The following is a 21,990-nucleotide window of genomic DNA, read 5'->3' on the forward strand; positions in this document are numbered from 1 at the left end:
AGTTGCGCCCATCACGGGGCCGTCGCGTAACAGGAATACTGCCCGCCCATCGCGCACCAGCGCAGCTTGGCCTCTAGCGGGCGCAGTTTCGCCAAGGCGCGCGGGAAGAACAGGTGGTAATTGGTCTTCGGTGCCACCCACCCTGCCTTGGCCATTCGTTTGCGCATTTCACCGGCTCGTATCAGAACCGCGTTCACGTCAAACGGGCACCGGCGGACCGCATCAAGCGTCAGTGGGTTCAGCGGGTTATGTTCGAATATCACCATGCGCCCGCCCGTGCGTGTTACGCGGCGCATTTCCTGCAACCACTCAACATGTTCTTCTTCGGGGATATGGTGGAACACACATGCGGTAAAGGTCAGGTCAAAGCTGTTATCCTGCGCCGGAATGCGCCCGTCTTCGATCAAAAGCTGAGGTTCATCCCCACCATGCAATTTACGCGCAGCCCCCAGGCTTTCTGCCGACACATCCGCCGACACAACGGATGTGTCAGGGAAACAGCTGCGAAACCCCGGAAGGGAATTCCCCATGCCGCTGCCGAAATCCAATATCTGCGGGGCGTCCAGTGACCATTGATCGACCAATCTCTTAAGCTCTTTGATTTTGTAAAGCGCAAAGTAATCAGGGTCTTCGCCCGTCAGCTTAATGCTTTCACGGTGCTGCTGTTCATAGTCTGCAACATATGAATCAAATTCGGCTTGCGGCATCGGCGAACGGCCTCGGATAACTATTAACGTTTCGCAATCCATAACAGAGATTTGCGACGCAAGTGGGGCAAAAGTTACTTACCGTCAAGCAACTGTTGCTTTGTGTTGCTCTTTGGGCCGCTATCGCCTTCCTGTCACTTACCGATATGCGAAACCCTGTCAGTTGCATAAATTGCAACTAACACTGCAAACGTAACAATTTACGCATCAGTCCGCGTTACCTATCGTTCCGGTCACACTTAGGGAGGAGTGGACATGAATTACTTTTTGAAGCGGGCCTTGGCCCCAGCGATCCTATCCGCCGCGCTTGCCGCTGTACCGGCATCCGCGCAGCAGGCAAACGACACACTGCGCGTGGCATTGGCCGAGGAAATCCTGAACCTCGACTATAACTACACGACCAAGCGTGAATATATCATCCTTGCTCAGATGACGGACACAACGCTGTTCAGCCTTGATCCGAACACGCAAGAGTTCAACCCAGCCGTCGCAACCGGGTACGAATATATCGACGAAAAGACGCTGGACGTTTCGCTGCGCGACGATGTGAAATTTCACGACGGCAGCACCCTAACAGCCGAAGACGTCGCCTATACCTATAACTGGATCGTCCGCGAAGACAGTGAATCCAACGCTTCGGGCACCGTCGGGCGCTGGTTGGATAATGTAGAGGTCACCGGGCCGACATCTGTACGTTTTCACCTGAAATCTGTCTATCCGCTGGTACTGCGCGACATGGCGCAGCGGATCATGCTGCGCAAAGCGGGCACCTATGATGCGGGCGGCACAATCAATCGCGATGCGATGGCGCAGCAACTGATCGGCACCGGCCCTTATAAGGTTGTCAGCTTTGAGCCGGGTCAGGAACTGGTTTTGGAACGCTTTGACGATTTCTTTGGCGAAAAGCCCGCGATCCAAAAGGTCGTCGTACGCAACCTTCCCGACATCGGCACCCAACAGGCCGAGATGATGTCAGGCGGCATCGACTGGATGTTCAAAGTACCGCTTGATCTGGCCGAAAGCCTTGGCGCGACCCCGTTGGCCACGCACCTTAGCGGCCCAGACCTGCGTATTGCCTTTATCGTGCTGGACGCCGCTGGTTACACCGATGAAAATGGGCCACTGACCAACACCAAAGTCCGTCAGGCGATCAACCATGCCCTGAACAAAGCGGATATGGCCAAGTACCTGATCGGCGGCAGCGCCGAACCGATCCACACTGCCTGTCACCCGGCCCAATTTGGCTGTGACGTCAGCGTGAAAGATTACAGCTATGATCCTGATACCGCGCGCGCGCTGCTTGCGGATGCTGGGTATGGCGATGGCTTCCCGCTGGAACTTTGGGCCTATCGCAACAAAGCGGTTGCCGAAGCGATTGCCGCTGATCTGACGGCGATCGGCCTTGATGTTGATCTGCGCTACGTCAAGCTAGAGTCGCTGAACCAAGCGCGCGCGTCGCAAGACATTCCTGCGTATTTCGGCACTTGGGGATCGGGCGGAACGGCAGACACAGCCGCCATCGCGCGTATTCACTTCTCTATGGATACAGACCGCAACCTGTCTGGCGATGAAGCCTTGGCAGAGGAAGTCTTGTCCGCCGAACAGACCAGCGTTCAGGAAGATCGCGCCGCGATCTATTCCAGCGCGCTTGGGAAAATCGCCGATCAGGCCTATTGGGCCCCGCTGTTCACCTATTCGGCGAACTACCTTGTTTCGCCTGATCTGGATTTCCCGCTGGACCCTGACGGGCTGCCCCGTCTGCAGAACTCCAGCTGGAAGTGATAGGCTGCTGACAAACGCCGTTCCCGGGGCAGAGGTGCTTGGGGAACGGCCCTTGCTGTTCGATTGAACCGAAAGTCTGACCCATGTTGAAATACATCCTGCTGCGTGGCCTTCTGGCCATCGCCGTAGCGTTCACCGTGTCACTCGCCGCCTTTTTCCTGCTGAACGCCGCAACCGACCCGGCGCAGGCAATCGCGGGCGAAGATGCCACCCAAGAAGTCGTCGAAACGATCCGCGCCCGGTACGGGTTGGATCAGCCCCTGCCAGTGCGATACGCACAGTGGCTGGGCGGTGTGCTTCGGGGTGATTTTGGCGAAAGCTATTACTGGCATAAACCGGTGGCCGAACTGGTCGCCGAACGCGCGGGCACAACAATCACGCTGGCCCTGTCGGCGCTTTTCGTCACAATCCTGATCGCCATCCCGCTGGGTGCCTTTGCGGCCCTTAACCCTAATTCTTGGATCGACCGTGTGGCGCTTGGCGTGGCCGTGTCGGCGCAGGCGGTTCCGAATTTCTGGCTTGGCCTGATCATGATCATCCTGTTTGGCGTCATGATGCCGATCTTTCCGGTGTCTGGCGACGACACATGGCGCCACTTTGTCTTGCCCGCCTTTGTCCTTGGTGCATCGTCCGTGCCCGCCGTGATGCGCCTAACACGCACCGGCCTGATCGAGGTGATGGGTGCAGACTATATCCGCACGGCCCGATCCAAGGGCTTTCGCTCGGGTGCCCTTTTGCGCCGCCACGCCCTTCGCAATGCGCTGTTGCCGGTGATTTCGGTTCTGGCCGTGCAACTGGGCCAGAAATTCGGCGGCTCTGTCATTACTGAAAGCATCTTTGCCATCAACGGCCTTGGCCGTCTGGCACTTGAATCGATCCTCGGCGCGGACATTCCAACCGTGCAGATGCTGATCTTCGTCTTTGCCATCGTCTTCGTCGCGATGAACTTGGTGGCCGACATTCTTAACGCAGCTCTGGACCCAAGGATCCGTATCGGATGACACAGGTAGAAAGCTTTACAGTCGCCGTGCCCGAAGAAGCCGCGCCGCTTACCCCCCGCCAACTTATGCGCCGCCGCGCCCTTGGGCACACCGGCTTTCTGATCGGCGCTGGCCTGATTATCGCGCTGGCGTTGATCGCGCTGTTCGCACCGCTGATCGCACCGCACGACCCGTTCGTTCAGTCGCTGAGCAGCCGCATGCTGCCCCCCGTCTGGGATGATGGCGGCACGTGGGAACATATTCTAGGCACCGACCAGAACGGTCGCGATTATCTAAGCCGCCTGATCTATGGTGCGCGGGTCTCCATCTCGATCGGGCTTGGCGCGGCGACCATTGGCATGCTGATCGGCGTGACCCTTGGGGTGATCGCAGGCTATTTCGGGGGCTGGGTTGACCACGGCGTCAGCTTCTTGCTGACCGCGCAACTGGCCCTGCCCGGCCTTCTGCTGGCGATGGCGCTGGTGTTTATCATCGGCCCGTCAATCTGGGTGGTGATCTGCATCATCGGCGTGCTGCACTGGACGTACTACCTTGTCGTCACGCGGTCTGCCACGCAGCGGATCAGGAACCTTGATTTCGTCGCGGCCGCCGCGGCCTCGGGCGCAACGCCGCGTCAGATCATCTGGCACGAGATTGTCCCCAACCTGATTTCGCAGATCATCGTGATCTTCACCTTCGAACTGGGCATCGCAATTCTGGCCGAAGCATCCCTTTCGTTCTTGGGTGTCGGCATCCAGCCCCCAACACCAAGCTGGGGCCTGATGATCGCCGAAGGCAAAGAGGCGATGTTCTATCGTCCGTGGCTTGTGGTTCTGCCGGGTCTTTGCCTTTTCACGCTTGTGATCGGCGCCAACCTTATGGGCGATGGACTGCGCGATATTACTGCTCCGGAGGGGCGCAACTGATGTCAAAACTTCTGGAAATCAACAACCTTTCAGTCACGCTTCCGCTTCCGGGTGGGCAACTGCACGCGGTGCGCGACGTGTCGATCACCCTGAACCGGGGCGAGGCTCTGGGCATCGTCGGGGAAAGCGGGTCGGGCAAAAGCATGTCGGCGCTGGCGCTGATGCGGCTGTTGCCGCAGCGGGCACTGCAAACCGGCAAGATGCTGTTTGACGGCACCGACCTGACCGGCCTTTCCGATGCGCAATACGCGCAACAGTTTCTTGGCCACCGGATCGCGATGATCTTTCAGGAACCGATGACCTCGCTCAACCCGGTCTACACTATCGGGCGGCAATTGACCGAGGCTGCGGTGCAGTTCGGCAGCTACACCCCAACGGCGGCACGCGCACGTGCATTGGCGCTGTTGGATCGTGTCGGCATTCCGGACCCAAAGGCGCGAATGGCGCAGTATCCGCATCAGTTGTCAGGTGGGCAGCGTCAGCGCGTGATGATCGCGATGGCCCTGATGTTAGAACCGGAACTGCTGATCGCGGATGAACCCACTACCGCGCTTGATGTTACCGTTCAGGCGCAGATCCTTGACCTGCTGGCCGACCTGCGGCGCGAAATGGGCATGGCGATGATCCTGATCACCCATGACCTTGCCGTGGTTGCCGAACAGACCGACCGCGTCGCCGTAATGTACGGCGGCGAGATGATCGAAGAAGGCACCGCGAAATCCGTCATGGCTGCCCCTGCGCATCCTTATACGCAGGCCCTGCTAACGGCGATCCCGCGCATGGATGGCCCACCGCGCCGGCTGGGCGCAATTCCGGGAACTGTGCCGTCGCTAATGACCCCGCCCAAGGGCTGCGTCTTTGCCCCCCGCTGCGGTTTCGTTCGGCCCGATTGCCTTGAAGCCCGGCCGCCGCAACTGGGCGATGCAGATCATCAGCGCCGTTGTGTTCTGTCCGACGCTGATCGCCCAACATCCGCGCCCGCCGCCCCGATCCGCACGGATCATGCCGAGGTTTCTGGCGGCGAGGCCGTGATTGCGGCCCGCGACATCACGCAGGTCTTCACCTCTCGTAAAGGGATGTTCGGGCCGAAGCACGAAATCCGCGCGGTCGATGGCGTTAGCCTGACGCTGAAGCGTGGTGAAACGCTTGCGCTGGTCGGTGAAAGTGGGTCGGGGAAATCCACCTTGGCGCGGATCATGCTGGGCCTTTCGCTGCCCACATCCGGCACCGTTGAAATGCTGGGCCGCCCCGTGGCCGACCTTGCCCCGCTGGAACGCGCGGCGTTGGTGCAGCCGATCTTTCAAGATCCCTACTCCTCTCTCAACCCGCGCCGGACCTTGGCTGAAATCATTGCCCGCCCGCTGACCCTGCGCGGCGAGGATGACCCCGAAGCCTGCGCAGCCAAAACCCGCGACGCGATGGAGATGGTGCGCCTGCCCGCCCGAATGCTTCATTCCTACCCCTCGCAAATTTCGGGCGGTCAACGACAGCGTGTCGCGATTGCCCGCGCCTTGGTGACGCGGCCACAAGCGTTGGTATGCGATGAACCGACGTCCGCGCTTGATGTTTCGGTTCAGGCGCAAATCCTGAACCTTCTGGACGAACTTCAGACCGAACTGGGGCTAAGTTGCCTTGTCATCACCCATGACATGGCCGTGGTGCATCAGGTTGCTGACCGGGTGGCTGTGATGCTGAACGGCAAGCTGGTCGAAGAAGGTGGATGTGACAGCGTACTCCGCAACCCTTCCAGCGACTACACCGCCCGCCTTTTGGCCGCCGCGCCGCAGTTCCGCCCAGACGAAATGACCGCCCCTCCGGCACAAGAGGCCACCGCATGAAGATGACCCCCGACACATTGTTCGCCCGCGACACGCTTTGGCAGTCATGGCTGGATGTCGAAGCCGCGCTGGCCCGTGCGCAGGCTGATCTGGGTATGATCCCGGCGTGGGCCGCCAGCGAAATCAACGCAGCCGCCGATCTGGACAAGCTGGGGCGTGATGCGTTGGACGCCGATGTCAAACGCACCATGGCCCCGATCCTGTCGCTGACCCGACTGTTGGGAAAAGCCGCAGGCAAGGCCGGTGATTACGTTCATTGGGGCGCGACCACACAGAACGTCATGCAAACCGGGAGACTGTTGTTGCTGCGCAAAGCTGACGGTGAAATCCGCGCCAACCTGGGCAGGGCCGTCGCGCGCATGGGGGACTTGGCGCAGGAACACGCGAATACCCCGATGGCCGGACGCACCAACCGACAACACGCCCTTCCGATCACCTTTGGCTTTAAGATCGCTGGCTGGATTGAGGAAATGGAACGCGCCGAAGCACGGCTGACCGATGCCACCACCCGAATGCTTGCCCTGCCCTTCGGTGGCGCGGTCGGCGCGATGCATGCCTTTGGCCCACAGGGTCGTGACCTGAATCGCCGCCTTGCCGCCGATCTTGGCTTGCGCGAACTGCTGGTTCCGGGCCGAACCGCCAACGACCTTTTCGCGGAATACGTCGTGCAACTGGCCCTGCTTGCAATGACCGTCGAACGCATCACGACCGAGGTTTACACCTTGATGACCGACGAAATTGGCGAAGTGACAGAGCAATTGGACAAAGGCACCGTTGGATCGTCAACAATGCCGCAAAAGATCAATCCTAAATACGTTGTCCGCTCTATCTCTTTGGCGGCCGAGCTGCGCAGTTTTGCCGCCCCCGCACTGGAAACCGGGCGCAGCAGCCATGAGGGGGATTCAGCCGCGAACCATCTGCTGTCATCCGTGCTTGACCGCGCCGTCCCGCTTGCGTGGCGGATGAGCGAAAGCTTTGCGGAAACGCTGACACGGCTTAACCCGAACCCGGCACGGATGGCTGAAAATTTGGCGCGCAGCAACGGGGCGATCAATGCGGAAAACCTGATGATGGCCCTTGCGCCTAAAGTCGGTCGCGCGGCAGCCCATGACGTGGTGCATCACGTGCTGGAAGCCGGCTGTGTTGCCGACCTTGCCACCGCGCCTGACATCACCGCACACCTGACGCCTGATGAAATCACGGCCGCACTGAACCCCGCGCTTTACACAGGCGATAGCGAGGCGATTGCAATTGAGGCCGCACAGGTTGCACGCGGGCTAAGCGCAAAACTGGGCGCTTAGATAAGTTCCAGAAGATCCTGCGCCTGTGGCTCTGTCCGGCGCAGGTCTTCGACATGTTCTGACACCGCATCAAGAAACCGTTCCGCGAATGGCGCGCGTGGGCCGGGCGGGTGCAGGCTGGCATAGGTGATCCAATGTTCCCCTTCGATGGGGCGAAGGACCAGACCATTCCCGGCAACCGGCGGGGCGCAGACGCGATCAATCAAGGTAATACCAAGACCCGCGCGCACCATTTCGACGGTCACAACGGTCGACCCCGTTTCAAACGATATCGTATAGGGATGGCCCGCGCGGCCCATCAGTTCCTCTAACCGATCACGCCAACGCTGCCCCGGCGCCAACGTGACAAAGCTCTGGTCGGCCAGCTCTTCTGCGCGAATGACGGCCCGCCCCGCCAATGGATGGCTTTCAGGCATCAGCACGCACAAACGAGACCGCAGGAACTGAACAATCTGCAGATCGATAATCGCGTTTTCGACCGGCAAAGAAATCAGGCCAAGGTTATAGCCACGCACGGAAACCTTACTTTCGATGTCAAAGCGGCTTTCGACATTCACGGTGCACTGCAACTGCGGCAGCTCTGCCGACAGGCGCGCCAATGCGGGCACCACAAGGCCGCTTGCCAAGGGGGCCGCCGTCACAACCGAAAGCCAATCCTGCGCACGCCCGCGAATGTCAGACGCGACCCTTGGAATTTCGTCAATACCGATCAGCGTGTTGGCCACCTGCCGAAAGAACAGCTGCCCCTCTTCGGTCAGTTCAAGTCGGCGGCGTTTGCGCGAAAACAGCGACAGGCCAACATCGCTTTCCAATTGCGATAACAATCGGCTGGCCGCAGACACGGATATGTTCAACCTGTCCGATGCCTCGGACAATGCGCCGGTCAACACGATGTGCCGGAAAAGTTGTAGCGCCCGCAGGTTCATGAAAGATGCGCAGCCGTGAACCAAGGGCTTGCGGCGTTCAAGCTGGTCACACGACCTGTCATATCCAACGTCCCTTTAAGTGATTGAAATACGGGTACCATAGACCGCCTTACAGCGCGTCGTCTTTAACCGCCTGCATCGACACATGCGTCGAGGTGTTCCCGACATGTGGCAAGGTTGAAATCTTTTCGCCCAGCACCTGACGATAGCGGTTAATATCCGCCGTACGGACCTTCAAAAGGTAATCGAACGACCCCGCAATCATATGGCATTGTTCGATCTCGGGGACTTCACGCACCGCAACGTTAAACGTGCGAAGCGCCCGTTCTGTGGTGTCGGTCAATTTCACCTCAACAAAGGCCACGTGGTCCCGGCTTAACTTTGCTGGATTCAGGACGGCGCGAAACCCGGTGATATAGCCATCTGACTGCAACCGTTTCAGCCGCACCTGACAGGGCGTTTTCGACAACCCGACCACGCGCGACAACTCTGTCACAGGCATGCGCCCGTCTTTGCTTAGCACCTCAAGAATGGCGCGGTCATATCGGTCAAGTTGACTTGTTTTATCCATATCGCAGAGCATAAGTCGCAAAATGCTTGGCGATCAATAGGGATATTGCTGGGATTATCCGCTTTTCTTGGCCGCTCGGACTATCGCGGTATCGCTTTAATGATCTGCGAAAAGTGGCGTAAGGCAAACTGTGCTGCCTTACGCCGGTGTGTTTTAGTGTTTGAACTTCTTGATCTCGCCCGATGCAAGGCGCGAACTGTAAGATTGCAGTTCCTTGCGAACAATCGACATCAGGAAGTAAAGCGCCGTGATGTTGACCACCGCCATCGCAAAGATCGCCGCATCCGAGAAGTCGATGACAGGACCAAGGCTGGCCGCCGCACCGATTACCACGAAGATGCAGAAGATCACCTTGAAGATCAGTTCAGATGTCTTCCCTTCGCCGAAAAGGTAAGTCCACGCTTTCAGCCCATAGTAGGACCAAGAAATCATGGTCGAGAATGCGAAGAGCACAACAGCAACCGCCAACACATAAGGGAACCAGCTGATCCCGGATGCGAACGCCGCCGAAGTCAGCGACACGCCGCTGTTGCCGTCCACCGTAGCGATCGAATTGCCATCAAGAACATACAGCCCCGTCGCCGGGTCCGAAATCAACTGGCCCGAAATCGTGATCACCAAAGCCGTCATCGTACAGATGACAACCGTGTCGATCAGCGGTTCCAACAGGGAAACCAGCCCCTCTGTGATCGGCTCTTTGGTCCGAACCGCAGAGTGTGCGATGGCCGCAGACCCCACGCCAGCCTCGTTCGAAAACGCTGCACGCTTGAAGCCTTGGATCAACGCACCAACAAAGCCGCCCGCGATCCCCAAGCCGGTAAATGCACCGGTAAAGATTTGGCCGAAGGCCCAGCCGATTTTGTCATAGTTCACGATCAGGATGATCAGCGCGGCACCGACATAAAGGATGCCCATGAACGGCACGACCTTTTCCGTCACGTTGGCGATGGATTTAATACCGCCCACAATCACCGCAAACACAACGAGCGCGAAAATCACGCCTGTGATCCAGCCGGGATAATCGCCAACGATGCCCGAAATCTGCGCATGCGCTTGGTTGGCTTGGAACATATTCCCACCGCCCAGCGCACCAAGGATACAGAAGATCGAGAACAAGATCGCCAAAGGTTTCCCGCCGGGCAGCCCACGTTCGGCAAACCCCTTGGAAATATAGTACATCGGGCCACCCGAAACCGTCCCGTCGGGATATTCGTTTCGGTATTTAACCCCCAGCGTACATTCGGTGAACTTTGACGCCATGCCCAGAAGGCCCGCCAAGATCATCCAAAAGGTCGCGCCCGGCCCGCCAATGCCGACGGCCACAGCCACACCGGCAATATTCCCAAGACCAACAGTCCCAGAAAGCGCGGTTGCAAGCGCCTGAAAGTGGCTGACTTCGCCCGCGTCATGCGGATCGGAATAGTCACCTTTGACCAGCGAAATCGCATGGCCAAAGAAACGCACCTGAACCAACGCAAAGTAAATCGTAAAGACCGACGCTGCCACAACCAGCCACAGCACGATCCATGGAAAACTTGTCCCGGGCAACGGGGCAAAGATCAGGTTTACGAACGGGCCGGTGAACTTGGCGAAAACCTCGTTCACCTTGTCGTCCAGTGACATCGCCTCTTGTGCATAAGCGGGCATCGCCGCCGCAAGCCCCGGCACCGCGAGGAGTGTTTTTGTGATCAGTTTCATATCATTGCCCCCTTACGCGATGACTGTGACAGGCACAGTTGCGCTCATGACAAGGTTCGCGGTCGAACTTCCGAAGAAGCGCTTTGCAAATCCGCCCTCGGAAGATCGGCAAACGATGATCTGTTGGCCGCCATATTCTTCGCAAATGCCGTTAAGCGCGTCTGCGACATCACCATGACGCACGATGCCGGATGCTTTCAGCCCAGCATCGGTAAGCGCCTTCACGGCGGGATCAATGATCCGTTCGTGCGCTGTCGAAATCTCTTGCTCTCGACGCTTGTGACGCACGGCGTTTTCTTCTGCGGTTTGGAATGAATAGGGGGACCATTCGATGACATAGGCAACCAGAAGCTCGCAATCGCCAATCAGCGACGCAAGGTTCTTTGCATAGTCAAGCGCCCTGTCCCCTGAGCCTTGCCCATCGAGGCCGATTATCAATTTTGTCGACATTTTTTTTCCTTTTTCCCTGTTGTACGCCCCGTTAAAGCGGGCCGCGCTGAGAAGCCGGATGTGACCTACCCCACCCTCTGTCCCAAAGGGGCTGAGCCATTTGGCTTCTTAAGGACAGGATAGCCGTTTTGGCTGGTTATGAGGCCCTAGTTTGGGATTCTGACGGGTCGTTTGCCCAAAATGAGGCCAAAATTCAGTCCAATTGGCCAAGTCTCGCGCACAATAGCCCGAATTTTAGGCGTTTATGCCTGACATTGGAAATATTCGACCACTTGATCTAAAACTGAGTCTATCGCGTTTTGGAGGCCCTAAGAAGCGGCTGGGGCGACCTTCTGGCGCCCCCGATTAAGAACCTCACCTCCTCTTGTGGCACAATGGCTGACAGCTCGGACGCCGAGGTCGCTGACACAGCTGGGCATGAATGCAACGCGTCGCCAGCCCGCTCTCTCAAAAGAACGAAACTGACTTTGATGCGCTGCTGGCGCTGAAAGAATGGACTGCGCCCCTTGCCAGCCTGTATTGCGCCGAATAACCCTAAATGAACTTTACCAAAAAGGCTGACGCCCGCGTGTTTCTTTACCGTTTCCTCCTAACCCTCGCTGCTCCGTTTTTTGCCATTCGCCTGCTGCTGCGTGGTGGGATTGCCAATTTGAGCGAACGATTGGCCAGCGAACAAGGGTCAGCCCATCGTGGCGCGGTGTTTTGGGTGCATGCGGCATCCAACGGCGAACTGACCGCCGCGCGCCCGCTGATCAAGGCGTTGTTGGACCGCGACCGCGGCCTGCGGATCATCATCACCTGCAACAGCGACACCGGCAAAGCGCTTGCACAGGATTGGAAACTCGCACGCGTGTCAGTGCGGCTTGCCCCGCTGGATTATGGGTTTGCCGTGCGCCGCTTTATCGCAAACTGGCAACCCGACGCGCTGATCCTGATCGAGAATGAACTGTGGCCAAATCGAATGGTCGCCATGCAAGAGCTTTCGCGCCCAGTGATCGTTTTGTCGGGCAGAATGTCTGAAAAATCCGCCCGCGTTTGGAAAAAGCTGCCGTCCTTGGCCCGCGAAGTCGTCGGGACAATAACATACTTGTCCGCACAAGACCGCGCATCACGCGACCGGTTCATCGAACTTGGCGTACCCACAGCGAAAATCGGACCGGTGCTGAATTTGAAAACACAAGGCTTACGCGGAGCGTTCGACGCCGAAGAAAAGTTCCACCTTTCCCAAGTCTTCCCCCATGATCGCACCCTGCTTGCCGCATCGACCCACGACGGCGAAGAAAAGCTGATCTTACGTGGTTTTAAAGATGCGCTGGCCGAACGCCCCGACCTTCGCCTAATCATCGCCCCGCGGCACCCCCGCCGCAGCGAAGAATTGCAGGATATTCTGTTCAAGTTCCGCCTGACCTTCGCGACACGCTCAAAAGGTGACGCGCCCAGCGCAGAGACACAGGTTTATCTGGCCGATACGTTGGGCGAGATGCCGCTGTGGTATGAACTGTGCAGCATGACATTTGTCGGCGGATCCCTTGCACCTGTTGGCGGGCATACCCCGCTGGAACCCGCCGCCCATCACAGCATGGTGCTTCATGGCACAAATCTAGAGAATTTCGCGGAAATCTATGCCTCGTTCGAAAAAGCGGGCGCATCGCGGCGCATTTCCGGGGCCAACGACCTTCGGGATATATTGCTGACGCTGTCCAAGGAAGACCGTGACAAAACCGTTAAAGCCGCCGATGCAGTTCTGGACAAGCTGAAGGACGACACCACACTCGCCCCTCTTTTGGATCGCATGGCAAAGCTGACATCCGACGCGAACCTGCGCCGTTAACAATGAGGTTTAAATGACCGGCCCGCTTTTTGACCGCACCGCACTTGAGGCCGCGACGCGGCTGGTCCACTCGCAAATGCCCCCTACCCCGCAATACGCCTGGCCATTGCTGGCCGAGGCGATCGGGACAGAGGTTTGGGTAAAGCATGAAAACCACACACCGACCGGTGCCTTCAAAGTGCGCGGCGGGATTACCTTCATTGACTGGCTGAAACGCACCCACCCGGATATGCCCGGCATTGTCACCGCAACGCGCGGCAACCATGGGCAAAGTCAGGCCCGCGCCGCAGCCTTCGCTGGGCTGAGCGCCAAGGTTTATGTCCCGCGCGGGAACTCGGTTGAAAAGAACGCAGCGATGCGCGCGTTTGGGGCACAGTTGGTGGAATTCGGCGACGACTTTGACACCGCCCGCGAAGAGGCCGTGCGCGTCGCCAAAGAAGAGGGTCTGTTCGTCGTTCCGCCCTTCCATCCCGAACTTGTGCGTGGTGTTGCGACATATGCATATGAATTGTTCATGGCCCAACCTGATCTGGATACGGTCTATGTGCCGATCGGCTGTGGTTCCGGCGTCTGCGGGGTGATCACCGCGCGCGATGCGCTGGGGCTAAAAACAAAGGTCGTGGCCGTTGTGTCAGAGGCCGCGCAAACGGCGAAACTGTCGGTCGAAGCAGGGCGCATGGTGCCCACCGAAAGTGCGGCAACCTTCGCCGATGGTATGGCCGTGCGCGTCCCGGTGCCCGACGCATATGACATCTATTCCAAAGGGGCCGAACGGTTTGTCAGCGTGTCAGACGCCGAAGTAGCCGATGCAATCAGATTGTATTTCAAGGCCACCCACAACGTCGCCGAAGGCGCAGGTGCCGCACCACTGGCCGCGCTGATGCAGGATAAAGAACGGATGCGCGGCAAGCGTGTTGGCGTAATTCTGTGCGGCGGGAATATTGACACCGATTGGTTTGTGCAGGTGATGCAGGGCGGCGTTCCAACGCCCTAGGATCACCCCAACGGATATTGCGCCAGCTCTTCATAGATCGCGGGGCCATTGCCCAAACGAGACTCGTACAGTCCGAAGTGATCCACGGAAAAGCTGGGCGATGAAAAGCTAAGAGCTTGGGCCACGAAATCGTGCATCCGCACCGCGTCAACTTTTTCCGGGTTCAGATAGGCCAGCGTCACATGTGGCACAAACCGCCGCCGTTCGACCGAGATGCCGACAGTGCGTGCCGCCGTTTCAACCTTGGCCTGCAACCTACGCAACGGCAGGCTTTCGGCGACCCCAGCATAAACCAAACGCGGCTTTGCCCCGCCGAACACACCCACACCGCTTAGGGACAGTGTGAACGACGTCGCATCAATCGCCTTGAACGCATGATGCGCCTCTTCAAGGCTGGGCCCTGTCACGTCGCCCAAAAAGCAAAGCGTCAGGTGAAGGTTTTCTGGCACGACCCCCTGCGGCACCGGCAGTTCCTCTTGCAGCACGGTCACCGCCGCGCGCACGTCGTCTGGTAATGCGATGGCAACGAAAGCGCGGATCATGGAGCACTCCTTTGTTGAAGTTCGGCCAAACGGTCCCGCACCTCTGTGCGCACTGGCCCTGTGCGCGGTGCGTCACGAAGGGTGGTGAACAAATGCTCTGGCACGTTGCGGCCGCGCCGGTTCCCTTCCCACGTCAGGGCGCGCAAAACCGCCACTGCCGCATCCGGCAAGCGTTCTGGAATTTCGTGCTCTGCCAACACCGCCCAGACGCCGGCCCAAAGGCGCCCAACGCTCCACGGGTTGTACCCGCCACCGCCCAGAACCAAGTACCGCGTCGTCAGTGGACACAGCGCGGCAACCACAGCCCAATGCGCGTTGTTGGACAGCGATAGGCGCGACAGGGGATCTTCCTCAACCGCATCAGCGCCGCATTGCAACACAATCGCATCGGGACGAAACGCCGAAACCTTTGGCAGGATCAGCTCTTGCAAGATTACGCTCATCTCGCTGTCGTTCAACCCACGCGGCACCGGCAGGTTAAAGGTATTGCCACAACCAGCATCGGCAACCGCACCTGTGAACGGCCAGCGTTTTTCTTCGTGCGTCGAAATCAACAGAACGTCGCCATCCGTCGCAAACGCAGCCTCCACGCCATCGGGATGGTGTGCATCGATATCGACATAGGCAATACGCTGAACCCCAGATCGGCGCAGCGACAGGATCGCCAGCACCGGGTCGTTCAGGTAACAAAACCCGTTGGCCCGGTCAGGCATTCCGTGATGCGTTCCGCCCGCCGGGTGATAGATGACACCGCCCTGCGCCAACAGTTCCCCGGCCAACAATGCACCGCCCGCGCTTGTCGCTGGGCGGCGAAACATCTCGGCGAAGACCGGGTTGGAGTGGGTGCCCAGCGCATGGCGTTCACGCACATGATCGCTGACGGCCTGTTCCCGCTCTGCCCGCTCAAGCGCGGCCAGATACGCCGGGTCGTGCCACAGCGCCAGCGCGGCAGGTTTGGCACGTGGGCTGGTGATGTATTGCCCATCGCCGACCCAACCCAAGGCGCGCGTCAGGTCCATTACCGTAGAGACCCGAGGGATTTTCAACGGGTGCCAGCCCCCATAGCTAGAGCCGCGGTAAATCTCGTGCCCGATAAATCGTGGGGAAAGTTCGCTCACTTTTTGACAATACCTTTATCATCACGGTCATTTCACAGCGGCAATCAGCAAACTTGGGTTTACCTTAACCCGCAAAGCGCAACGTATCGAGGAATTATCTTGCCATAACGCCTTGGTACTGGAATGAGAGGGTGAACAAAAAATCAGAAAAACTGCAGATTATCTATTAGTTCTATGATATTTCAGTTACATTGAGCGTCAGCAACAACCGCAATGAATAGCGGGGACGACACAAACGGTGAGCAGATTTTGAGCCTTATGAGGACGACACAAATACCGATTTCGGTCGGACCATCTCAGAAACGCGACGTACGAACACAGTTCGCCGCGCTATGCTATCGTATTGTCAAAGACCGGCCTCAGGTGCTGTTGATCACAAGCCGCGACACAGGGCGTTGGGTTGTACCGAAGGGGTGGCCAATGGATGGCGTAACCCCAGCCAAAGCCGCAGCCGCCGAGGCATGGGAAGAAGCTGGCGTTGAAGGCCGCGTTATGGATTTTGTTTTGGGAATTTATTCCTACAATAAAACCGTACAAAACAAGGTTACCCTGCCCTGCGTGGTTGCCGTGTTCCCGATCAAGGTCAAACGGCTAAGCGATGATTTCCCCGAAAAAGGGGAACGTAAGCGCAAATGGTTCTCGCTTAAGAAGGCGGCCGCGCGTGTGAACGAAGGCGAACTGGCCCAGATCATCGCCAATTTCGACCCAACGCATTTGCGTTAACGTCCGGCAAGGGCAAGGCGCTGAACCGTGATCGAGCCACGCAGTATTCCCTTGATATCTTAGTAATTTCGCCTATTTCAAAGGATAAACCCAAACCATCGAGCAGCCATGATCCGCTATGCCTTAACCTGTAATGACGGCCACCAGTTCGAAAGCTGGTTTCAGTCGGCCAGTGCATTTGAAAAGCTTCTGGACGCGGGAATGGTGTCATGCGCGGTCTGTGGCGGGGTCGATGTAAAGAAAAGCCTGATGGCACCGCGCATCGGTGCCGCAACACAAGACACACCTGCAAAGCGCCCTCTGTCCACGCCCGCCACACCTGCCGAACAGGCCGTGGCAGACCTTAAGCGCAAGGTCGAAGAGAATTCTGATTACGTCGGCAAAGACTTCGCAAAAGAAGCGCGCGCCATCCATTCCGGCGAAGCGCCAGAGCGTGCAATCTATGGCGAAGCTAAACCCGCCGAAGCGAAGAAGTTGATCGACGAGGGCGTGCCCGTTCTTCCACTTCCATTTACGCCAGCACGTAATTCCAACTAAGGGCGATTTTTCATGACGGTTCTAATTACAGGTGCCAATCGCGGTATTGGCCTTCAAATGGCACACGACTATGCGAAAGCCGGCGAAACCGTGATCGGCACAATGCGCCGCACTGCGCCAGACGAAACCGGCATCCGCTGGGAACAGTTAGAGGTCACCGACCCAAAATCCCACGCAGCCCTTGCACTGCGCCTTGACCGGCAACCGATTGACCTGCTGATCTGTAATGCGGGTGTTTACCTAGATAAGCACGAAAACCTAGCCGATGGTTATGATGCTGAAATGTGGGCCAAAAGCTTTGCGGTGAACGTGACGGGCGTTTTCCAGACGGTACAGAACCTTTTGCCACATCTGCAAATGTCTCACGCCCCCAAAATTGCGATCATCTCTTCACAGATGGCATCCGACACCCGCGCGCCGGGTGGGTCTTATATCTATCGCAGCTCCAAGGCGGCGGCGCTGAACCTTGGGCGCAACCTTGCGGCTGACCTAAAGGATTTGGGAGTTGCTGTGGGCATTTACCATCCCGGTTGGGTTCAGACCGATATGGGCGGCGGCAATGCCGACATTTCAGTTCAACAAGCCGCCGATGGGTTGCGCCAACGCTTTGCCGCGCTCTGCGTCGATACGACCGGCTGTTTTGAGACATATGACGGTAAAACACACGCTTACTAAGGCTTTCAAAACAAAGTCGCACTTGCCCTCACCGCGCCCTTGACCTAGGAAGCGGCGCAATTGAACGGGTGGAGGGGCGCGGATGCCGCTTCTAGTAATGAAATTCGGTGGCACATCTGTCGCCGATTTGGATCGAATTCGAAACGCGGCCGAAAAGGTCAAGCGTGAGGTCGAACGTGGCTATGACGTCATCGTCATCGTTTCGGCCATGTCGGGTAAAACCAATGAATTGGTGGGCTGGGTCGAAGAAACCTCGCCGATGTTTGACGCGCGTGAATATGATGCCGTCGTTTCATCGGGCGAGATTGTGACCGCTGGCCTGATGTCGCTGACCTTGCAGGAAATGGACGTTCCCGCACGCAGCTGGCAGGGCTGGCAGGTTCCGCTGAAAACCACCAGCGCCCATTCCGCCGCCCGTATCGAAGAAATCCCGCGCGAAAATATCGACGCTAAGTTCGCCGAAGGTATGCGCGTGGCGGTTGTGGCCGGTTTTCAGGGCATCAGCCCCGAAGGCCGCGTAACGACGCTGGGCCGTGGCGGGTCTGATACGACCGCTGTTGCCTTTGCCGCCGCATTCGATGCCGAACGCTGCGACATCTATACCGACGTGGACGGCGTTTACACGACCGACCCGCGTATCGAAGACAAAGCGCGCAAGCTGGACAAAATCGCATTCGAAGAGATGCTGGAACTGGCATCGCTTGGTGCCAAGGTCTTGCAGACCCGTTCCGTTGAACTGGCGATGCGATTCAAGGTAAAACTGCGCGTACTATCCAGTTTCGAAGAAAACACCGAAAACTCCGGCACGCTCGTCTGTGACGAGGAGGATATCATGGAAAAGAACGTTGTCTCTGGCGTCGCCTATTCGCGCGACGAAGCGAAAATGACCCTGATCTCGGTCGCCGATCGGCCCGGTATCGCCGCCGCCATCTTTGGCCCCTTGGCCGAAGCAGGTGTGAACGTCGATATGATCGTTCAGAACATCAGCGAAGAAGGTCGCACCGATATGACCTTCTCTTGCCCGGTTAATCAGGTCGGCCGCGCCGAACAGGCGATGCAGAAAGCCAAGGAAGATGGCGACATCAACTTTGGCTCGTTGATTGCGGATACCGACGTTGCCAAGGTTTCGGTTGTGGGTATCGGCATGCGAAGCCACGCAGGTGTCGCAAGCCAAATGTTCCAAGCACTCTCCTCTGAGGGGATCAACATCAAGGTCATCACAACCTCAGAGATTAAAATATCAGTGCTGATAGACCGAAAATATATGGAACTTGCCGTGCAAGCCCTCCATGATGCGTTCGGACTGGATAAAGCAGCCTGAGCAGCGGGGGCAAATGCCCGAAACAACTGAAAGCGAAAGTCGCAAACTCCTTCGGCGTTTGCGTGATACCCTTGCCGAGCCCGGCAAGGGCCAGGAACGGCTTGACCGTATTACCCACATCATCGCTGACTCTATGCGCACAGAGGTGTGCTCTATCTATCTGTTCCGCGATGCTGAAACGCTGGAACTTTGCGCCACCGAAGGCCTGAAGGCCGAGGCCGTTCATAAAACCCGGATGCGCGTGGGCGAAGGTCTGGTTGGGCGTGTCGCCAAATCGGCCCAAGCTGTGAACACGGGCAATGCCCCAGCCGAACGCGGCTTCCGTTACATGCCCGAAACCGGGGAAGAGGTGTTTTCATCCTTCTTGGGCGTTCCAATCCAACGTCTTGGCGAACGGTTGGGCGTGCTGGTTGTTCAATCCAAAGAGGCACGCGAATTTTCCGGCGATGAGGTTTACGCGCTGGAAGTTGTCGCCATGGTCTTGGCGGAAATGACCGAACTGGGGGTCTTCGTTGGCGAAGGCGCGGCCCTTTCTGCCCTGCACCAACGTTCGGAAATGTTCCGAGGGCTTGTTGGGCAAGAAGGCGTCGCAGCGGGCCATGTGTGGTTGCACGAACCCCGCGTAGTGGTGACAAACCCCATCGCGGATGATCCCGCATCGGAAAGCGTGCGCTTACGCGAGGCCGTCGATCAGTTGCGCCTGTCGGTTGACGACATGCTGAGCACCGCCACCACTGCCGATACAGAACAGCGCGATGTTCTAGAGGCCTATCGGATGTTCGCGAATTCCCGCGGCTGGATGCGCCGCATGGAAGAAGACATCGCCAGCGGCCTTTCCGCCGAAGCGGCTGTTGAAAAAGAACAATCAACGGCCCGCGCGCGCCTTCAGACGGTGCCAGATACCTATCTGCGCGAACGGCTGCATGACCTTGATGACCTGTCTAACCGCCTGTTACGCATTCTGACTGGGCAAGGGGCGGAAACCGGCGCCGAGATGCCCGACGACCCGATCCTGATCGCGCGCAACATCGGCCCCGGAGAGTTGTTGGCCTATGGTCGCAACCTGAAGGGCATCGTGCTTGAAGAAGGCTCTGTGGGCAGTCACGCCGCCATCGTGGCCCGTGCGCTGGCCATCCCGCTGGTGATCAACGCCGAACGCATCACGACCGAGGCGCTGAATGGCGACCCCATCTTGGTGGACGGCGAACAGGGTGTGGTTCATCTGCGCCCCGAGGATCAGGTTAAGGCCGCGTTCAAAGACAAGATGGCGATGCAGGCAAAGGCGCAGGAACGCTATGCCTCTATCCGCGACAAGCCCGCTGAAACACTGTGTGGCACACGGGTGTCGCTGCATATGAACGCGGGCCTGATGGCCGACCTGCCGTCACTGGAGGGGTCCGGTGCCGAAGGTGTTGGCCTGTTCCGAACCGAACTTCAATTCCTTGTCCGCAACAAGGTGCCCCGCCGGGCCGAACTGGCCAGCCTGTATTCCACGGTGCTGGATGCCGCTGGCGGGCGTCGCGTCGCGTTCCGTACGCTTGATATCGGGTCGGACAAGGTCCTGCCCTATATGAAGCGTCAGGAAGAGCCCAACCCGGCCCTTGGCTGGCGTGCCATCCGCGTGGGTCTGGACAAGGCCGGTGTGATGCGGATGCAGCTGCAAGCGCTGATCAGGGCCGCAGCTGGGCGACCATTGACGGTAATGTTCCCCTTTGTTGCCCAGTTCGAAGAATTCACCGCCGCGCGCGAACATCTGCTGCGTGAACTGGACCGCGAAGAACGGCTTGGCCGCCCCCTGCCCTCCAAGGTGGAAATTGGCGCGATGCTGGAAACACCCAGCCTTGCGTTTGCCCCGCGCCAGTTCTTTGAATTGGCCGACTTCATCTCGATCGGTGGGAATGACCTGAAGCAATTCTTCTTCGCAGCGGATCGTGAAAACGAGCTGGTCCGGCGCCGGTATGACACGTTGAATGTCAGCTTCCTGACCTTCCTTGAACAGATTGTCGGCCGCTGCAACGAAACCGATACGCCGGTGTCATTCTGTGGGGAAGACGCCGGTCGCCCGCTGGAAGCGCTGTGTTTCGCAGCCATCGGCCTGCGCAACCTGTCAATGCGGCCAGCGTCAATCGGCCCGGTAAAGCACCTGTTCCGCAAGACAAACCTGAACGAGGCGCGCGAAGTGATCGACAAGGCGCGTGTCAGCGGTGCGCAATCGGTGCGTCCGGCGATTACCGAATGGATGAACTCCCTCGACTGGAACGCCTAACGGCGCTCCATTGCTTCGATCCGCAGGCGCAACTCTTCGATCAGCATATCGTCGGGGATACCTGTGTCATGGCTTAGCCGTTGCAGGCCAAACTGTATGTGCGCCATTTCCTGATAATAGGTGGTGAAGGCAAAGTTGGTCGCCGCGCCGGCCACGGCCCCGATGATCGGCACAGTCTGCGCCGCCAGCTTTTGCCCCAGCGCCGTCGCAAGCCGCGGTGTGACCCGCGCGATCAGCCCGTGCACTGCCGAGCCTGTCAACGTGACGCGCGCCGCAAGAAACCCAAGATCCGCACCGTCATCTTTCGCCAATGGCCCTGCCGCTGCAAAGACACGAATGCAATCAGCGCGAACCGATTGCTGCGTCGGGTTAAACCCGTGACTTTCGGCGATCCCTTGTATCGCGCGCAGTAAAACGGTGGTGGTGACAGGCAATTCCGCCAAGGCAGTGGGCAGACCACCAAAGCCACCTGCGGCCCCCATGGCAGTCGTCACCGCCGTATTCAGCCACTTGCCGCCATCTGGCAATCGCCCGCCCCGCGTACGCCCAGCCGCATCCAACGATACGTGCAGCGCGCGCTCTGTCGCGGTTTCCAACTGGTCCTTCACCCGGTCCGGTAGCCGTTCCAGCAGGTTTTCAGCCTGACCGCCCACGACGCTTAGAACCTGCATCCCCACGTTTCCCGCATCCCGGTATCGCCGCGCGAAAGATGTCAGCGCAGCGTCGGTGTCAGTGGTCAGGGTCAGCTCCGTCGTGGTCATGGTCACAGCCTTTCATTCATCAATAAAGATGGGGGCTGAGGGG

General features: G+C 58.4%; 20 protein-coding genes. 12 read left to right on the top strand and 8 right to left on the bottom strand.

Annotated elements, in window-relative coordinates; translation table 11 throughout:
* Positions 1–11: 11 nt before the first annotated feature.
* Entirely contained in the window at positions 12–707 is a 696-nt protein-coding gene (locus COL8621_RS11725) for a class I SAM-dependent methyltransferase (RefSeq protein WP_093967540.1), read from the bottom strand.
* 255 nt (positions 708–962) lie between these two features.
* On the opposite strand from COL8621_RS11725, the gene COL8621_RS11730 reads away from it, so the two are divergent.
* The 5 genes from COL8621_RS11730 (at position 963) to COL8621_RS11750 (ending at position 7,534) form a co-directional block, all read left to right on the top strand.
* Positions 963–2,489: an ABC transporter substrate-binding protein gene (locus COL8621_RS11730; protein WP_093967541.1), complete on the top strand. Its 1,527-nt coding sequence runs from the start codon at positions 963–965 to the stop codon at positions 2,487–2,489.
* A gap of 83 nt (positions 2,490–2,572) precedes the next feature.
* Positions 2,573–3,490 carry an ABC transporter permease gene (locus tag COL8621_RS11735; RefSeq protein WP_093967542.1) on the top strand — a complete coding sequence of 306 codons (918 nt, stop codon included), beginning with the start codon at positions 2,573–2,575 and terminating at the stop codon, positions 3,488–3,490.
* Positions 3,487–4,395, top strand: coding sequence for an ABC transporter permease (locus COL8621_RS11740; RefSeq protein ID WP_093967543.1), 909 nt, complete (start codon positions 3,487–3,489; stop codon positions 4,393–4,395). The genes COL8621_RS11735 and COL8621_RS11740 overlap by 4 nt, the downstream gene beginning before the upstream one ends.
* Positions 4,395–6,233: a dipeptide ABC transporter ATP-binding protein gene (locus tag COL8621_RS11745; protein WP_093967544.1), complete on the top strand. Its 1,839-nt coding sequence runs from the start codon at positions 4,395–4,397 to the stop codon at positions 6,231–6,233. Before COL8621_RS11740 ends, COL8621_RS11745 begins: the two co-directional genes overlap by 1 nt.
* On the top strand, positions 6,230–7,534 hold the full coding sequence (locus COL8621_RS11750; RefSeq protein ID WP_093967545.1) for a lyase family protein: 1,305 nt from the start codon (positions 6,230–6,232) through the stop codon (positions 7,532–7,534). Before COL8621_RS11745 ends, COL8621_RS11750 begins: the two co-directional genes overlap by 4 nt.
* Here COL8621_RS11750 and COL8621_RS11755 read toward each other — a convergent pair.
* The 4 genes from COL8621_RS11755 to COL8621_RS11770 all read right to left on the bottom strand — a co-directional run bounded on the left by COL8621_RS11755 (position 7,531) and on the right by COL8621_RS11770 (position 11,179).
* Positions 7,531–8,460, bottom strand: a complete 930-nt coding sequence (locus COL8621_RS11755; RefSeq protein WP_093967546.1) for a LysR family transcriptional regulator — start codon at positions 8,458–8,460, stop codon at positions 7,531–7,533. The genes COL8621_RS11750 and COL8621_RS11755 overlap by 4 nt on opposite strands.
* Positions 8,461–8,569: 109 nt before the next feature.
* Entirely contained in the window at positions 8,570–9,031 is a 462-nt protein-coding gene (locus tag COL8621_RS11760) for an Lrp/AsnC family transcriptional regulator (protein WP_176438485.1), read from the bottom strand.
* A 153-nt stretch (positions 9,032–9,184) separates the two neighbouring features.
* Positions 9,185–10,729, bottom strand: coding sequence for an alanine/glycine:cation symporter family protein (locus tag COL8621_RS11765; RefSeq protein ID WP_093967548.1), 1,545 nt, complete (start codon positions 10,727–10,729; stop codon positions 9,185–9,187).
* Positions 10,730–10,741: 12 nt separating this feature from the next.
* Complete coding sequence (locus COL8621_RS11770) at positions 10,742–11,179, bottom strand: universal stress protein (RefSeq protein ID WP_093967549.1); 438 nt, start codon at positions 11,177–11,179, stop codon at positions 10,742–10,744.
* A 538-nt stretch (positions 11,180–11,717) separates the two neighbouring features.
* Here COL8621_RS11770 and COL8621_RS11775 point away from each other — a divergent pair.
* Positions 11,718–13,010: a 3-deoxy-D-manno-octulosonic acid transferase gene (locus COL8621_RS11775; protein ID WP_093967550.1), complete on the top strand. Its 1,293-nt coding sequence runs from the start codon at positions 11,718–11,720 to the stop codon at positions 13,008–13,010.
* 13 nt (positions 13,011–13,023) lie between these two features.
* Complete coding sequence (locus COL8621_RS11780; RefSeq protein WP_093967551.1) at positions 13,024–14,004, top strand: threonine dehydratase; 981 nt, start codon at positions 13,024–13,026, stop codon at positions 14,002–14,004.
* Between the two features lie 2 nt (positions 14,005–14,006).
* Here the strand turns inward: COL8621_RS11780 and thpR are convergent, their stop codons facing one another.
* Both thpR and COL8621_RS11790 read right to left on the bottom strand, forming a co-directional pair.
* Positions 14,007–14,546 (bottom strand): RNA 2',3'-cyclic phosphodiesterase, encoded by a 540-nt coding sequence (thpR, locus tag COL8621_RS11785; RefSeq protein ID WP_093967552.1) that lies wholly within the window; start codon positions 14,544–14,546, stop codon positions 14,007–14,009.
* A complete protein-coding gene (locus tag COL8621_RS11790) occupies positions 14,543–15,664 on the bottom strand; it encodes an acetoin utilization protein AcuC (RefSeq protein WP_235823847.1) in 1,122 nt (373 codons plus the stop codon). The genes thpR and COL8621_RS11790 overlap by 4 nt, the downstream gene beginning before the upstream one ends.
* A 258-nt stretch (positions 15,665–15,922) precedes the next feature.
* Here COL8621_RS11790 and COL8621_RS11795 point away from each other — a divergent pair, with 258 nt between their 5' ends.
* The 5 genes from COL8621_RS11795 to ptsP all read left to right on the top strand — a co-directional run bounded on the left by COL8621_RS11795 (position 15,923) and on the right by ptsP (position 21,186).
* On the top strand, positions 15,923–16,387 hold the full coding sequence (locus COL8621_RS11795; RefSeq protein ID WP_093968543.1) for an NUDIX hydrolase: 465 nt from the start codon (positions 15,923–15,925) through the stop codon (positions 16,385–16,387).
* 108 nt (positions 16,388–16,495) lie between these two features.
* Entirely contained in the window at positions 16,496–16,924 is a 429-nt protein-coding gene (locus COL8621_RS11800) for a DUF1178 family protein (protein ID WP_093967554.1), read from the top strand.
* Positions 16,925–16,936: 12 nt separating this feature from the next.
* Entirely contained in the window at positions 16,937–17,599 is a 663-nt protein-coding gene (locus COL8621_RS11805) for an SDR family NAD(P)-dependent oxidoreductase (protein ID WP_093967555.1), read from the top strand.
* 82 nt (positions 17,600–17,681) lie between these two features.
* Entirely contained in the window at positions 17,682–18,920 is a 1,239-nt protein-coding gene (locus COL8621_RS11810; protein WP_093967556.1) for an aspartate kinase, read from the top strand.
* Positions 18,921–18,933: 13 nt separating this feature from the next.
* A complete protein-coding gene (gene ptsP, locus COL8621_RS11815; protein WP_093967557.1) occupies positions 18,934–21,186 on the top strand; it encodes a phosphoenolpyruvate--protein phosphotransferase in 2,253 nt (750 codons plus the stop codon).
* Here the strand turns inward: ptsP and COL8621_RS11820 are convergent.
* Positions 21,183–21,947: an EcsC family protein gene (locus COL8621_RS11820; protein ID WP_093967558.1), complete on the bottom strand. Its 765-nt coding sequence runs from the start codon at positions 21,945–21,947 to the stop codon at positions 21,183–21,185. The genes ptsP and COL8621_RS11820 overlap by 4 nt on opposite strands.
* Between the last annotated feature and the right edge of the window lie 43 nt (positions 21,948–21,990).

The organism is Actibacterium lipolyticum, assembly GCF_900184935.1.
GTDB classification, from domain to species: domain Bacteria; phylum Pseudomonadota; class Alphaproteobacteria; order Rhodobacterales; family Rhodobacteraceae; genus Actibacterium_A; species Actibacterium_A lipolyticum.